The 12,833-nt window shown below is 59.3% G+C and carries 14 protein-coding genes; all 14 read right to left on the reverse strand.

All coding sequences use genetic code 11. The features are described 5' to 3' along the window. Window positions 1-3: 3 nt before the first annotated feature. Complete coding sequence (locus G6L01_RS07600; protein ID WP_174109436.1) at window positions 4-474, reverse strand: phage tail assembly protein; 471 nt, start codon at window positions 472-474, stop codon at window positions 4-6. Next, on the reverse strand, window positions 471-1,004 hold the full coding sequence (locus G6L01_RS07605; RefSeq protein ID WP_070164786.1) for a phage major tail tube protein: 534 nt from the start codon (window positions 1,002-1,004) through the stop codon (window positions 471-473). The genes G6L01_RS07600 and G6L01_RS07605 overlap by 4 nt, the downstream gene beginning before the upstream one ends. Before the next feature lie 27 nt (window positions 1,005-1,031). Continuing rightward, window positions 1,032-2,294 carry a phage tail sheath protein gene (locus G6L01_RS07610; RefSeq protein WP_174109439.1) on the reverse strand — a complete coding sequence of 421 codons (1,263 nt, stop codon included), beginning with the start codon at window positions 2,292-2,294 and terminating at the stop codon, window positions 1,032-1,034. 108 nt (window positions 2,295-2,402) lie between these two features. Next, window positions 2,403-3,566, reverse strand: a complete 1,164-nt coding sequence (locus G6L01_RS07615; protein ID WP_174109441.1) for a hypothetical protein — start codon at window positions 3,564-3,566, stop codon at window positions 2,403-2,405. A gap of 9 nt (window positions 3,567-3,575) precedes the next feature. Continuing rightward, window positions 3,576-6,785: a DUF4815 domain-containing protein gene (locus tag G6L01_RS07620; protein ID WP_156584044.1), complete on the reverse strand. Its 3,210-nt coding sequence runs from the start codon at window positions 6,783-6,785 to the stop codon at window positions 3,576-3,578. 12 nt (window positions 6,786-6,797) lie between these two features. Next, on the reverse strand, window positions 6,798-7,931 hold the full coding sequence (locus G6L01_RS07625; RefSeq protein WP_174109443.1) for a phage tail protein: 1,134 nt from the start codon (window positions 7,929-7,931) through the stop codon (window positions 6,798-6,800). Further along, on the reverse strand, window positions 7,928-8,785 hold the full coding sequence (locus tag G6L01_RS07630) for a baseplate J/gp47 family protein (RefSeq protein ID WP_081344049.1): 858 nt from the start codon (window positions 8,783-8,785) through the stop codon (window positions 7,928-7,930). The genes G6L01_RS07625 and G6L01_RS07630 overlap by 4 nt, the downstream gene beginning before the upstream one ends. Window positions 8,786-8,788: 3 nt before the next feature. Then, window positions 8,789-9,184 carry a GPW/gp25 family protein gene (locus tag G6L01_RS07635; RefSeq protein WP_070150702.1) on the reverse strand — a complete coding sequence of 132 codons (396 nt, stop codon included), beginning with the start codon at window positions 9,182-9,184 and terminating at the stop codon, window positions 8,789-8,791. Continuing rightward, window positions 9,181-9,723, reverse strand: coding sequence for a phage baseplate assembly protein V (locus G6L01_RS07640; RefSeq protein ID WP_233740891.1), 543 nt, complete (start codon window positions 9,721-9,723; stop codon window positions 9,181-9,183). Before G6L01_RS07640 ends, G6L01_RS07635 begins: the two co-directional genes overlap by 4 nt. Next, entirely contained in the window at window positions 9,720-10,505 is a 786-nt protein-coding gene (locus G6L01_RS07645) for a hypothetical protein (RefSeq protein ID WP_174109449.1), read from the reverse strand. The genes G6L01_RS07640 and G6L01_RS07645 overlap by 4 nt, the downstream gene beginning before the upstream one ends. A gap of 2 nt (window positions 10,506-10,507) precedes the next feature. Next, window positions 10,508-10,879: a hypothetical protein gene (locus tag G6L01_RS07650; RefSeq protein ID WP_156584048.1), complete on the reverse strand. Its 372-nt coding sequence runs from the start codon at window positions 10,877-10,879 to the stop codon at window positions 10,508-10,510. A 3-nt stretch (window positions 10,880-10,882) separates the two neighbouring features. Continuing rightward, window positions 10,883-11,362: a hypothetical protein gene (locus G6L01_RS07655; RefSeq protein WP_174109451.1), complete on the reverse strand. Its 480-nt coding sequence runs from the start codon at window positions 11,360-11,362 to the stop codon at window positions 10,883-10,885. Between the two features lie 77 nt (window positions 11,363-11,439). Next, a complete protein-coding gene (locus tag G6L01_RS07660; protein WP_174109453.1) occupies window positions 11,440-12,456 on the reverse strand; it encodes a major capsid protein in 1,017 nt (338 codons plus the stop codon). 11 nt (window positions 12,457-12,467) lie between these two features. Beyond that, window positions 12,468-12,830, reverse strand: a complete 363-nt coding sequence (locus G6L01_RS07665) for a head decoration protein (RefSeq protein WP_070164796.1) — start codon at window positions 12,828-12,830, stop codon at window positions 12,468-12,470. Window positions 12,831-12,833: the final 3 nt, after the last annotated feature.

Below are 12,833 nucleotides of genomic sequence, written 5' to 3' on the forward strand. Positions count from 1 at the left end.
GGATCATTCCCCGATCATGAAGGACGGCACGACATCGCGGTAAAGCTGGAATACAGCCTCCGCATCCGGCCATTTCAGCCGCTTGATCACGGCTGGATGCAGCCCGGTCAGGCGGGCCAGCATGGCGCGGGTGCCAGAGATTTCGCCGGAATAAAAATCATCGATATCCTGCTGTTCCGGCAGCCGCATGGTGACGGTGGCCAGCAACACGCCGTCCACCTTCGGCTTATGCACCAGCGTGTAAGACCGCGATCCGGCGCGCTCATCGTCGTAAATGACAACCGGATCACGCTCTTCGTCATCAAGATCAGGCGAATTGTAAACCTCGCCTACCGATGTGGTGAAGGCATCGAGATCGACCAGCGTGGCCTTTGGCGCGGGGGACGCTTCCGGCACGGCGGGTGCAGGCCCGGCCAGGGCCTGCCCCAAGGGATCATCAACCGGCTTGCGGCTGCGGCGCGGCTCAACCATCATTCAATCCCCAGCGCCACGCGGATCGACTGCGTTTCGTCATTGCCGAACTGGCGGACCGTCGAGGTGAAATAGTCCAGATAGAACCACTCCGTGCCGTCAACGGTCAGCTGGTAATGCGTCACTTCTGTGATGCCATGATCGTGGCCGAAGGCGCTGGCCCGGTCGAAACTATCCGGCGTCACCTTGCCGACAATGCCCTGGATAACGGCCTTGGCCTGCAAGATGGCACCCGTCTGCTTGTTGCGCAGCACACCATAAGCGGTGAATTTCTGGCTCTCATTGCTGCCGATCCCGAGATACTTATAGGATGTCTCGGTGAAGCCGGCGAGTTTGAAGCTGGGCTCCAGCGCGTTGAAGGCGCCAACGGTCCAGTTGACACTCATCACAGCACCGCCGCCCAGATGCGAGACGGCGGCGCGTTCCAGTGTTGGCAGGCCAAGGCTTTGCAGCTTGACGTGGTTGGTGTCCTCAGGGTCAGCATCGCCGACGAAGATGTTGACCTGTTCGAGGATAAGCAGTTTTTCAGCCATGTGCGTGTTTCCTTATCTCGCCAGCGGTCAGGCGTTCTGTGCCGCCAAGATTTCATCGATGGTGGCATCCAGCGCCGCCGCGTAAGGCCGGGAGGCCACAGTCAGACGCTTGAAGACCGGGGCTTCTTCGAACTGCATATCCACGTAGATATGCCCGGCGCGCAGGTCGCTGGCATTGTTCTTGTCCGCGTCGAACCGCGCCCGGAACCCGAGGATATCGCCGTTTGACTGCCGGTTCTGCAGGATGGTGGAAATGGTGTTGACGACAGACTGGATGGTCTGTGTGGTCAGATTGTACTTGCCGAGGTAGGACCGCACGGTGCGCAGCACGGTCAGCTCGACAAAATCGCGGCCACGGACCTTGTGATACTGGTCCCAGACGCTTTCCTCGGACAGATTGTCCGTGCCGATGAAGACGAAACCGCCATCGGAAATCGAGAAATCGTCGCCGCTTTCGCCCCGGACGATAATGCCGCCATGCACGGCCAGGATCTGCTGGCCCTCTGTCGATCCATCCGTGAGCGAAAACCGCAAATTCTTTTCCACGCCGGTAATGCCATAGACCGTCTGGTTGGCAATCGACTTGAAGGGCGATCCATCATTCTCGTAATCGCGGCGTACGAACAGACCAGCCACGCGCGGGCTCATCGGTCGCAACACATCCGTGCCGGTGCTGTCAGTGGCATAGACGCCCCCGGAAACGGGAATGATCCGCATACCGGCATGGTTTTCGACCCAATCGGTAAAGTCGGTGAGTCCTGCCGGGCCATCGGCAATCACCTGCGCGAGGATCTGGTTGGCCACAGTCGGCAACGACGCCAGCACCGGGTTGGCGGCGCCATCGGCATGGACCTTGGTAAAGCCCGGGCAAATCAGCAGGCGGGGATAAACCCCGACATCCGGACCGGCATCGAGAAAGGCGAAGATGCCCGTGCCTGCCACCGATGTGCCGGTGATGTTGGCCATGGTCGCCGCATCGTCGACACCCTCGGCAACACGGACAACCACCAGGGTGGCCGCCGTCTGATAGCTGCCAAGCTGATCGTTGATGCCTTCGACCGCGTCGATGAAGCCGCCATCCTGATCGCAGAGCGCCAGAATGCTGGTGTCATTGCTGTTCAGCTTAACGCAGGTGTTCAGCGGGAACGCCGTGTTGAACGCCGTCTGATCGGCGCTGGCAGCCTTATCGATCGGCATGCAAATGCCAACGACGCTCATCTGCGCTTTCGAGGCCGTCGTCGCCTCGTTGGCGCTTCGGTTGATGGTAATGCCAAATGTCGGGTCGGTCATGACCGAAGCTCCTATTGCTGATAAGCCCCGGCCAGCGGGCAAATACGGCCATAAAAAAAGCCGCCAGAAAGGCGGCCATATCGGGTGGCGTCAGTGGTCAGGTGGTGGTCATCCGACCCTTTTGGCGTGATACCATTGAGCATGGCCATCACCCAGACCGCCACGAACTCTCCATGTCCCATTCAAAGGCGTTCCCGCGTCAGATCGGTTGGCGCGCGTGAAGCCACCACCATTGGTCTTGTTGTGGCAAGGGACGATCAGCGCGTTACGATTGAACACGAGCCCGCCGGAATAAACGATGATACTTTCACCAATCGGGAAATCCGTCAGGTCCGTCTCTGATCCTGTATAGACTTCTGCGGCGACAAACCCGAGCGGGTGATCGTGGCCGGTATTATCGACTGTTCCGGTCGTACTGTTGGTGATCGGCTTGGCGCTGCCGAGCGAAATGGCACGATCTGCGGAAAGATCGCCGCCGCCATTCAATCCGCTGCCCGCTGACACCTTGCGTCCGACCGGAACCACCGAAGCCGCCAAGCTCGACAGCGAGGACGAAACAGAGGCCAGGGCTGTTGAGATCGCCGTTGTGACAAAAGCTGTGGTCGAAATGCGCGTATTGTTGCTGCCAGCTGTCTGTGTCGGCGCTGTCGGGTTGCCGGTGAAGGCGGGGCTGTTCAGCGAGGCCTTGTTGCCCAAATCCGACGCGACCGTGGCGGCAAAATTCTTGTCCCCGCCAAGCGCTGCAAACAGCTTGGCCAATGTATTGCCATCCGCCGCCACACCGCCGAGGATCATCGCCTTGATCGACTGGACCCATCCGGTTGTCGGGATCTTCTGCGAATTATCATCGGCGGCGGGCGTGACTGTCGTCGGTGTCCCGGTCAGATTGGCGCTGTCCAGCGGTGCGCGGGTATTGATCAGCGCCGTCAGTCCAGTGACGACATCAGCGTCTTCAAGCGCCGCCTGCAATTCGGTGATGGTCGAGATCGCGCCTTCCGCGTCGGACAGAAATTGCGAAAGCGCCGCCTTCACATGCGCGGTCGTTGCCAGCGTGGCATTGTTTGCGGTTGGTGGCTGGGTGGGTGCTGTCGGGCTGCCGCTGAAGCCCGGGCTGTCAATGGCGGCCTTCAGCGCCAAGGTGGTCAAGATGCTGGCCACATCTACATCGATGGCCGTCAGCGCGCTAATCAGCCTGGCAACATCATGCGCCATGGTATTTTCGATGTTTGGCAGCGGGTATTCCCGGTTGCTTGTCTCAAGATCGACGGTCATGTTCTACCCTCAAAACGTCCAGGCGCGCAGGTCGGCAATGGCAGGGCGGGCCGCCGGCGTTCCGGTCAGCACCATTTTCAATCGCCCACCATCCGGTGCGGCATGGCTGGCAATCTTGTAGGTGTATTCCACCCAGCCATCGTCCAGGGCCTCGGCCTTCGACAAGGACGCCGCAGCAAATGTGCCGTCATTCGCATCGGCCGACACAGCCACCGTTGACCCGTTTGGCAGCAGACCAGAAAACACCACATTCAGCTCGACGCCCGATCCCATGGTGAAGCTGCGGCCGACATAGTCGCCCATTGCCCGCATGGTTCCGAAAATCACCGTGACATCCTTGTTCAGCAGCGGCGAAACCTTCGACGTGCCGGACAAAACAGCTGTGATGGTTACGGTTCCCGTGGCAAAATAGTCCAGCTCCAAGGTCTGATCGACAGAGACCGTGTAGGTCGTATAGGTCGTGACGCCGCTGGTCACCTTCGGCACCTTCACCTGAAACACCACGGAACAACTGCTTTCCGGCAGAATGACATCGGAGCGGATCAGAATGTCGGACACGTCAGCCACGACGAAATCACCGATGGCAATGTTTTTCGTGATCGGCGAAAACACGGCGGCCCGCATCTTGAAACTGATGTCGCTGGACGGATGCAGCAGCCAGCTTTCATTGTTCGACCCGGAAAACCGGTCGCCAATCGTATAGGGCTGCGATGTCACCCACGCCTGCGCGCTCGAATCGAAATCGCCGAGCGTGGCGATCCCGATGGAATGGCTGGCATCGTCCGTGCGCAGCTTGAAGGCCAGATAGGTATCGGCCGGATTGTAAACCGGGCAATCCAGCGCCGCCTTCGTCCAGCCCCCGGTGGCAACCGAATTCATATCGATCCGCTTGTTGGCAAACACCGAATTGGTCGGAAAGCCGTTTTCCATTTCCACGAAATCGATATCAACAGGCTTAGAGCGCGTGCCGATGGCGCAGAATTTCACATCCAGCGATGTGATATAGCGCCCTTCGGTCAAAGCGTAGCTCTGCGCCTGCGGGTCGGAACTGTTATGGCCGCCACTTTCATGTTCACGGGTCACGGTCACTGTTGAAAACCGCTCGATGACGGTGGTGGTTTGCGTCGTGGTCGTTTCCAACCGGCCTTCACCCCGGAAGGTCGCAGATGCCGAAAGCCCTGCCCCACCAACCGCCTCGATCTTCTTGGTGCCAGCCGAGACATTGGCGGGGATCTGGAACGTGCCGGTGGCCTTGCCATTCACATCGGCGACGATCCCGCCCGGGTTCACGTCCAGCCCGTCGAAGGTGAGGCCCGACAGGTTCTCGCCGCCGCCCATGCCGGTGATTTCGAAACCAATGTCGATCTGGCGCAAATAGGCAATCACCGTGCTGGTCGTGGTGGATGATACGGTAGACGACCGGACGCGGCTTTCGTTGCCGGAGCCGAACACCTGCGTGATCGCCGAAAGCGAAACCGTCTGGGTTTCGGTCCAATAGTCCGTCGACGGGTCAATGGTGATTTCGAACGGGACCGGGTTGAAATTCTGATAGGGATTGATCTTTTCGCAAGCCGTATAAAGCTCCTGCGAAACAATCACTTCCTCGCTGTAATCTAGCAGCCCCCAATCGGCCAGCCGAACGGATCGCACATCGGCGTCGATTGCCACTTGCATCGATCCGTCAAACACTGCCGCCGTCTGGGCGACCCCGAAATCCCGGTAGCTGTCATCCCACAGAGGATCGGTAAACACCCCCAGCGTCGGCCCGGCAGAACGGGCGTTGGCGTCGGATTTCAGCCGCTCGATCAGCACAAGGTCGATCACCTCGGAAAGCCTGTCCTGAAGATAGTTCAGCCTCTTGTATCCGATAGCACGGGTCGCATCGTTGTTGATAACAGGCGTGCCATACCAATCATTCTGCACCGTGCAGAGCGACAAGGCATCCTCCGGTTCGGCGGGCGCATGCGGATTGGCGACCGACGAAATGCCCTTGAGATAGGATAGCGAACCATCGGACGAGATCAGGATGCGGTCATAGCGCGGCAGTTTGTAGGAATATTCCAGGAACATGTCGGTCCCGTCGACACCGCCAGAGACCACAATGGTGGTCGAGGTGAAGCTGTCAGGCACGACATTGTCATAATAGCGATAGGTCACCTGATAGCTCGACCCGGTGGCAGGCTCGGCGCCAGCGGGAGACCAGTTCACGCTGTCACCGGATCGGATGTAATCGGTGTCGACAGTATAGGTGGTCGAGAGCTGCACCACGCTGATGATGCTGACCACGCCGGTATCGGGCAGTGCATCGGAAGAACCACCAACACCCTTGGAGAGCGTCACAGTCTTCTGCCGGGTGATCACGATATCCTCGATAGCCGCAATCGGCGGACGGCGAGCGGTAATGGTGACCGTGCCCGTGCCGCCACTGGCAAAGGTATGCCCTTCCAGGCTGACCGATGCCACATCGGGCTCTTCCGCCACGGTCAGGCGGTTGTCGCTGCCACGGGTGACTTTCGTCCCCTGCACGTTGCAGACACCAGCGCCCACGGAAAACACCTGTGCCGATCCTGTCTTGCCCAGCGCCGCAACAGTGCAGCCTCGCACCACATAATTGCCATGGGCATCATAATCATAGGTGCCGATCTGCTTTTGCACGCCGGTCAGCGTCGGCGGGGCATCCTGCGAAATCACAGCACCGTCGCGCAACATGGAATAGCTGTAGAAATCGCCCTCGCCGCCATCCGTCGCCGTCGCCCAGGTGATCGCCATATTGGTGCGCACCGCACCTTCTTCGCCGTAGCCTTCCGTGCCGGAAACGAGACCATAGAAAATACTGTCATCCGCCGCCGTCAGGGGCGAAGTCACAACCCGCACACCCAAGGAAACATCGCCGGTCATCGCAACACCCGTCAACGTCCGGGCGTCAACGCTGCGCGGCGCACCCTTCAGATAGATCGAGCCCTGCGTGATCAACACCGTTCCAGCATCCACGTCGACGACAATGTCAGCACCGGACAGCCGGTCGCCATCGGAGGCGACCAGATCACCAATCGCGCTGCGCTTCTTTTCCTCGATGGAAAACGCCTCATTGATATCGGCAGCCTGCGCAAAATCACCTTCACCGAAATAGACGCGGTCAATGTCCGGTCGGTCCGTCGACCGGTCATGCACATTGGCAAGATCCGGGTACGTCCCGGTATCGAAAACATTGGTTGTCATGGATAAATCCTATTAGCCGAGGCTCAGAGCAGGGTTTGCGTAATGCACCGGCACGATCTGGATCGGATTGATGGTCAGCGTCACGGTCATCAACTCGCGCACCGTCCTGAAAAATGTCAGCGCGAAATTGGTTTTCCCAACCTCGACGCCAGATCCGGCAATCACATCGGACGGCTCCAGCCAGGGCTTGTAAGGTTTGACGCCATCGGCCAGTTCAAGCCCGTAGATGATGCTGATCTTCGCCACGGTCTTCCCGGCCCCATTTCCGAATCGGGTCCGGACTTTATAGGCGACGGTCACCAGGTCATCGTCTGCGTCCGTCTGGTTTTCCGCCGCCATGATCACCCGGGCATAGCCGATCACATCCCCACCAGCGGCATAAAATGCGATAAAGGCGGTCTGCTGTAACAGCAGCCATGCCTTCATGGTCGTCGACGATCCTGCAGCCGACCACGGAATTGTCGCCTGCGACCACGCAATGCCGGGCCATCCCCCATCGCCAAAAGCCGAAAGCAGATCGTTCCAGCCGAACAATTCCCATTCGTAGAACGTATCTTCGATGGCAACCGAATGGCTGCGGCCATGGCTCCATTTGACCGGGTTGCCATCGATCCGTGTGCCCGATGAATCTCCCCACAATGCCCCACCCCAGCGATGACGGCTCCAGGCAAGGCCCCGAACATCATAACCGAAGTAGCCGCGGAAGAATTCCGCCCGGGCCGGGTCCGACAGATCAGCGAGATACCAGGCATTATAGAGCCGCTGCACCTCGTCATCGCCGGGCAATTCACCCATGGCGATCTGATAAAGATGCCAGCGGCGGCGACCCTTCACCTGGTCTTCAAGCCGCGCGCCGTAATAGGCAATCCAGCGCAGCGCATCGAGAACGGCTTTCGGCGTCCCGCGAATTCTCTGCCAGGCCCGGCCGGTATCGATCAGGTCTTCTGCTGTCGCAAAGAAATCGGCAATCGGCCCAAGCCCGTATTCCTGCACCAGATAGGGCGCCACAGTCGCATTCAGCGGGCGCTGGTAGCGAAACCCGCGCACCGCATCGATATCATCAAGCGTGGCGTCGTAAGGATCGGTGGCAACGGCCAGCGCCTCTTCCAGCACCGTCGAATTGCTGGGAACAATCACCGCCGTCATTTCGAGCGGCCCTTATAGGCAAGGGTGATCGTGCCAAATGTCGCCGCCGAATTGCTGTCCACTACCACATCGGCGGCGGGCGCGGTGATCGACACCTTGGACACACCTGATACCATCAGTTTGGCAATCAGCCAGGCCCGGTTTATGTCGAAGCCGAAGCCTCCCTCGCTATCGAGCGCAGCCCGCAACACGGCTTCCAGACCATCGAACACGGCAACCGGCGTATCCGGCAACAGCCAGACATCCACCACGACATCAACAGTGGTCTTGGTGCCGGACACCACAGACACGATATCATTCACGCACCGCACCGCGTTGGAGGTGACTTTCGCCGAGACCTGCGCTAGCAGCGCCGAAGATGGCACGCCACCCTCCGCAGTCGACAGAATGGCAACCTCAATTTCCGGGCCGCTGCCCGTCCGGTAAACCGCAACAGCATCCACTTCGGACGAAACGGACCGCGCCTGATAGGCGTACCATTCTTCCGACCCTGCCGTGGAAGAACCCTGATCGGCCAGCACGATCCGAGACCGCAACTGCGCATCTGTCTCGCCCGTCAAGCGGGTCACTCCATGGTCGGCGGCAAGCGCATCAAGATCGGCCCCGGCGGAAAACGCCAGCAGATTGGATTTCAGCACATCGTTGAAAGACGCATAGAGCGCCGCCCGCTGATAGGCCTGAAACTCGATCTGCACGGCAATCGGCTCACCTTCCAGCGAGACAATGCCGGTCACATCCACACCGTAATTGTCTTGCGCCCATGCAACAAAGGCGGTCGCCATGGTGGTAATCATCGCCTCCGCATCGATGCTTTGCAGCATCTGCGGGGTCGGCAGTGTCGTCAGATCGACCATGATTTACCCTGCGATGATGGTTGAGGTTCCGTCAGAACCGAATGAAAGCGAAACTTCACCGGCTTCGGTCAGGTCGCCAAGATGCGCCCGTGGCCGATAGGTGCCGCGAATGGTCCAGGTCGAGTTTCCCTTGCGATCCAGCGCGTCCATGGTGACTTTGGTCGGTTTGAAGCGCGGCTCGAACAGCTCGATCGCCAGCACCAAGGCCCAGCGGAATTTCAGGATCGTCTGCACGTTGGCCGTCTGGCCAAGAATGGTTGGCACGGGCGATCCGACATATTCGCGCAACACCCGCTCGAAATATCGGGTGGTCAGCAGCTTGCCGATGGCAACCACCACGCTATCCCAGCCGGAAACCCACTTTCCAGTCTCCGGGTCCATGCCGTATTGCGTGCTCATTCGGCAAAAACCTTTTCCGATGCCTCGACAATAGGCCACAGACCGGCAGACGAACCGCTGGATACGCGCACCCGGTCACCCAGCCGCGCCACCCGCTTGCCATCTGTCCCGGCCAGATTGACCCGCTCTCCATGCAATTCGGTCACCCCACCATTGTCGGAAAACCCGATCAGGCCGGAACCGAACGACGACAGGATGCGGGCATCAAGCGCCGAAGACGGCGCGCCATTGGCATCCGAAAACGTCAATGGTACCGCCACGCCCTGCCGCATATCGCCAAATGGCGACAGCAATATCATTTGCTGACCCTTGGATGGTGGCCGCCAGCTCTTTTCAGCGCCAGCCACTTCCGACCATGGCCGCCATGGCGTCAGGAATTCATTGCCAGCATCGCCCGCCAGTTTCATCCGCAGACGGCGAGTATCGCCATCAACAGCGTGAACCGTGCCGACCCGCTGCATGCCCTGCACTGCCCGGCGCAGGCCCGCAACCTCGGCCTTCAGCTCAAGGATGATGTTGACAAGCACCTGGTCGCTCATGCGCCCGGAGCCTCGATTTCCCCGGCGATGTTCAGCGACACGTCGCTGATCAGAACTTCAATGCCATCATCCGGCGTGCCAACCCCGATCAGGGCGGGAACCGGCTTGGTCACGCCCAGCATCGCCTGTACCTCTTCCCATTTGGCAAGACCGGCGCCACCAGCCAGTGAGGCCGAGAAGATCCGCGCCAGATCGGCATAATCGTCCGTTTCGGTCATTTTCGCCAACCCGGTGGCAATCACCTCTGGTACATCTTGCCTCAATGATGGCTCGGCAATCGGATCGAGCGTGACTTCAATGATCCGGGCCGCATGCTTTCGCCCGCTTTCCGGATCGACCATGCGAACATCGCTGATCCGCCCAAAACCGCCGATAAGACCAAGCAGAATCTGGGACCATTCATTGCCCGGGTCCGAAAGCGCCAGCCGCCATTGCCGGTCCATCAGGTTCAAACTTGCTTCCAGAGCCGCATCCGTGGTGCCAATTTCCAGCATGGACATGCTGCCCGGACCGCCGTTTTCATCTTCCACCGCGACCGAAACAGATTTCGCCACGGCCATCTGCAATTGCAGCGTCATACTGACATCGGTGCGAAACAGGCCGTCGCCAGTCGATGGGCTGAGACTGTCCTCGACAGAAACGGCGATGATTGGCTTCGGGTCATCATCCATGATTAATGGCAACGCCATGATCAAACTGTCCTTGACGCGATCCTCGGCAATGGTCCGCCAAAGAAGCGCTTCCGTCGCGGCAATCTGGATCAGCTGGCGAACAACACCCATGATTAGACCTCCGACAGCCAGAAAATCACGCCGGCGCCAGCATCCTCGCCGGGTCGCACGACTTCGAAGACATCGCCGTTGGCGCGCGAGATCCGGTCACCCTGCTTGGGCAGCCAGTCAAGCGCTGCCCGGTCAAAGCTGACCGTCTTGGTTGCCGCACCCACGGTGGCGCGGCTGCGCACCACATCACCGCCACCCAATGCCGTATCGTCAGGCACAGAATCGAACCGCGCCATGACGCCGGTCTGCAAATCGCGCGACAGGTCGCGGCTCGACTTCATTTTGCTGATCGTCATCGGCGTGATGGTCGCGGGCTCACCAAGCAAAGCCCGCGTCATCGATGGCAAGGCAGCACGGGCAGCAGCGATATCCATGGATCAAGCCTTGCTCTGGCCGGACAAATCGAGCTGCTTGGCCTCATCAGCGGCCTTCTTCGCAGCATCTTCATCAGCGGCCTTCTTGTCCGCAGCGTCCTGTTCGGCCTTTGCCTTGGCAGCAGCTTCCTCGGCAGCCTTCTTATCGGCTGCGTCCTGCTCTGCTTTGGCCTTGGCGGCAGCCTCTTCCTCGGCTTTTACCTTGGCAGCGGCGGCGTCCGCAGCGTCCTGTTCAGCCTTAGCCTTCGCGGCGGCCTCTTCATCGGCCTTCGCCTTGGCAGCAGCTTCCTCGGCCAGCTCTTCAGCAGATAGCACCTGCTCGAAGACAAGATCGAGCGCGGTCAAACGTTCGATGTCTTCATCATCAAGCACCGGGTCAGGGGTCAACGTCTCGGTCTTGTTGGGGCGGATGGTGCAGTGGCCGCCGCGAACGCGGATAGCCTGCGACCGAAACCCATTATTCGTCACAGCATAGGAAACCATGATTTTTCCTTCCAATTCCAGGCAAACAAAGAACTGAAAAGGCGGGTCACCCCGCCTTTCCGATCTCGGATGGAAGATTACAGCGTGGCGCGGCGCAGGACCTGCGGCTGAACACACATGTAGAGAGGGTAGGAATAAAGCTCACCCTTCGCCCATGCCTCGCGGTCCTTATCTACGATGTTCATGGCGTAGACATCCTGGCCTTTGGTGTTGACGAAGGGCATGAATTCGTCAGCTGGCGAGACAAACTTTTTGAAGACATTGCTCGCACCGACCGGGAAAATGCTGGCTTCATCAGTTGGAATGGCAACCGTCGAATTGTCATCCGTGCCGCGATAATTGTGCCAGGTGACGCCACCGAAAGTGAAGGCCTGGAACGCAATATTCTGCCGCAGATCGGCAGCAGCAGCCCAGTTTTCATAAGTCCGGATGACCTTCGGGTGGTTCACCAGGGTGTCATAGAACTCATCGCCCGTGAGAGCGTGAACACTGGTCGCAGTCGTGAACGCTCCTTTGGCGGAACGCGCCATGCTGCGGGTCAGTTCATGGCATTTGCCACGAACGTCAGTGGTATCGACATCAAGAGCAAGATCGATGGCAGCAGGTTCCGCAATGTCGAATTCATCGAAATAGTCATAAATGACCGATGTGCCATTTGCATCGAGAAGCTTGCCCTGCAATGCGCCGAGGCGATGATATTCGTGGGTCAGATCCATATTGGTCCGTACATCCGCCATGCGTTCAGCATATTCGGTCTGCACTACCTTCAGCTCGCTTTCCGTACCAAACGCACGGAAGCCAGCAACTTCGGAAGCGTAAAGTGTGAAACCGTCAGCCAGGCGGACGGACCGGAAATCACGGATATTGCCCGTTGTTGGCGTGGACTGACGCGGCGGGGCGCCATCTGGGGAAGTCGGGATCAGGCTGAGAGTATCGCCCTTTTTCTCGACGGCGATCTTGCGCACATATACGCCCTTTTCCTCGAAAATGCCGAGCGATCCCAGCAACTGAGGCACGTACTCGACTTCCTTCACCGCAGCGGAAAGCTCCACCATGCTGAAGGCATCGTCCCTGAAAATGTCCATGGATGCCATGGTATTGCTCCTTATCGCGCGATGATGCCGAGAGCCGCAAGTGCGGTGATCCCAGCGGTTTTCTGGTTGTCGGTGGCGCCGCTGAACCAGTTCAGGATTGGTGCCTTGACTTGGCAATGACGGCGCAGGACCGTCGCTTCGTCCTCGCCGGTCACCGGGTAGATGAGGATGGCGGCAACCGTCTGGCTGCCATCATTGTTGGCGGGGTTGTAAATGGCGTACTTGCCGGAAGCGGTGATTTTGCCCAGCACGGTGTTGGCCGGATATGTCACGCCGACGCCAGGCGCGACGACAACAACGTCGCGGCTGTAAAAGTGGTCGCCTTCCTGGATGATGCAGGAACCGGGGCCGAGTTTTTCGGTCAGGACGGTCATGGG

Source organism: Agrobacterium vitis, assembly GCF_013337045.2.
GTDB classification, from domain to species: domain Bacteria; phylum Pseudomonadota; class Alphaproteobacteria; order Rhizobiales; family Rhizobiaceae; genus Allorhizobium; species Allorhizobium vitis_B.

What these genes read in the sequence shown, in the direction of transcription:
- G6L01_RS07600 (WP_174109436.1), bottom strand. Translation starts at nt 474, where the DNA reads ATGATGGTTGAGCCGCGCCGCAGCCGCAAGCCGGTTGATGATCCCTTG.
- G6L01_RS07605 (WP_070164786.1), bottom strand. Translation starts at nt 1,004, where the DNA reads ATGGCTGAAAAACTGCTTATCCTCGAACAGGTCAACATCTTCGTCGGC.
- G6L01_RS07610 (WP_174109439.1), bottom strand. Translation starts at nt 2,294, where the DNA reads ATGACCGACCCGACATTTGGCATTACCATCAACCGAAGCGCCAACGAG.
- G6L01_RS07615 (WP_174109441.1), bottom strand. Translation starts at nt 3,566, where the DNA reads ATGACCGTCGATCTTGAGACAAGCAACCGGGAATACCCGCTGCCAAAC.
- G6L01_RS07620 (WP_156584044.1), bottom strand. Translation starts at nt 6,785, where the DNA reads ATGACAACCAATGTTTTCGATACCGGGACGTACCCGGATCTTGCCAAT.
- G6L01_RS07625 (WP_174109443.1), bottom strand. Translation starts at nt 7,931, where the DNA reads ATGACGGCGGTGATTGTTCCCAGCAATTCGACGGTGCTGGAAGAGGCG.
- G6L01_RS07630 (WP_081344049.1), bottom strand. Translation starts at nt 8,785, where the DNA reads ATGGTCGATCTGACGACACTGCCGACCCCGCAGATGCTGCAAAGCATC.
- G6L01_RS07635 (WP_070150702.1), bottom strand. Translation starts at nt 9,184, where the DNA reads ATGAGCACGCAATACGGCATGGACCCGGAGACTGGAAAGTGGGTTTCC.
- G6L01_RS07640 (WP_233740891.1), bottom strand. Translation starts at nt 9,723, where the DNA reads ATGAGCGACCAGGTGCTTGTCAACATCATCCTTGAGCTGAAGGCCGAG.
- G6L01_RS07645 (WP_174109449.1), bottom strand. Translation starts at nt 10,505, where the DNA reads ATGGGTGTTGTTCGCCAGCTGATCCAGATTGCCGCGACGGAAGCGCTT.
- G6L01_RS07650 (WP_156584048.1), bottom strand. Translation starts at nt 10,879, where the DNA reads ATGGATATCGCTGCTGCCCGTGCTGCCTTGCCATCGATGACGCGGGCT.
- G6L01_RS07655 (WP_174109451.1), bottom strand. Translation starts at nt 11,362, where the DNA reads ATGGTTTCCTATGCTGTGACGAATAATGGGTTTCGGTCGCAGGCTATC.
- G6L01_RS07660 (WP_174109453.1), bottom strand. Translation starts at nt 12,456, where the DNA reads ATGGCATCCATGGACATTTTCAGGGACGATGCCTTCAGCATGGTGGAG.
- G6L01_RS07665 (WP_070164796.1), bottom strand. Translation starts at nt 12,830, where the DNA reads ATGACCGTCCTGACCGAAAAACTCGGCCCCGGTTCCTGCATCATCCAG.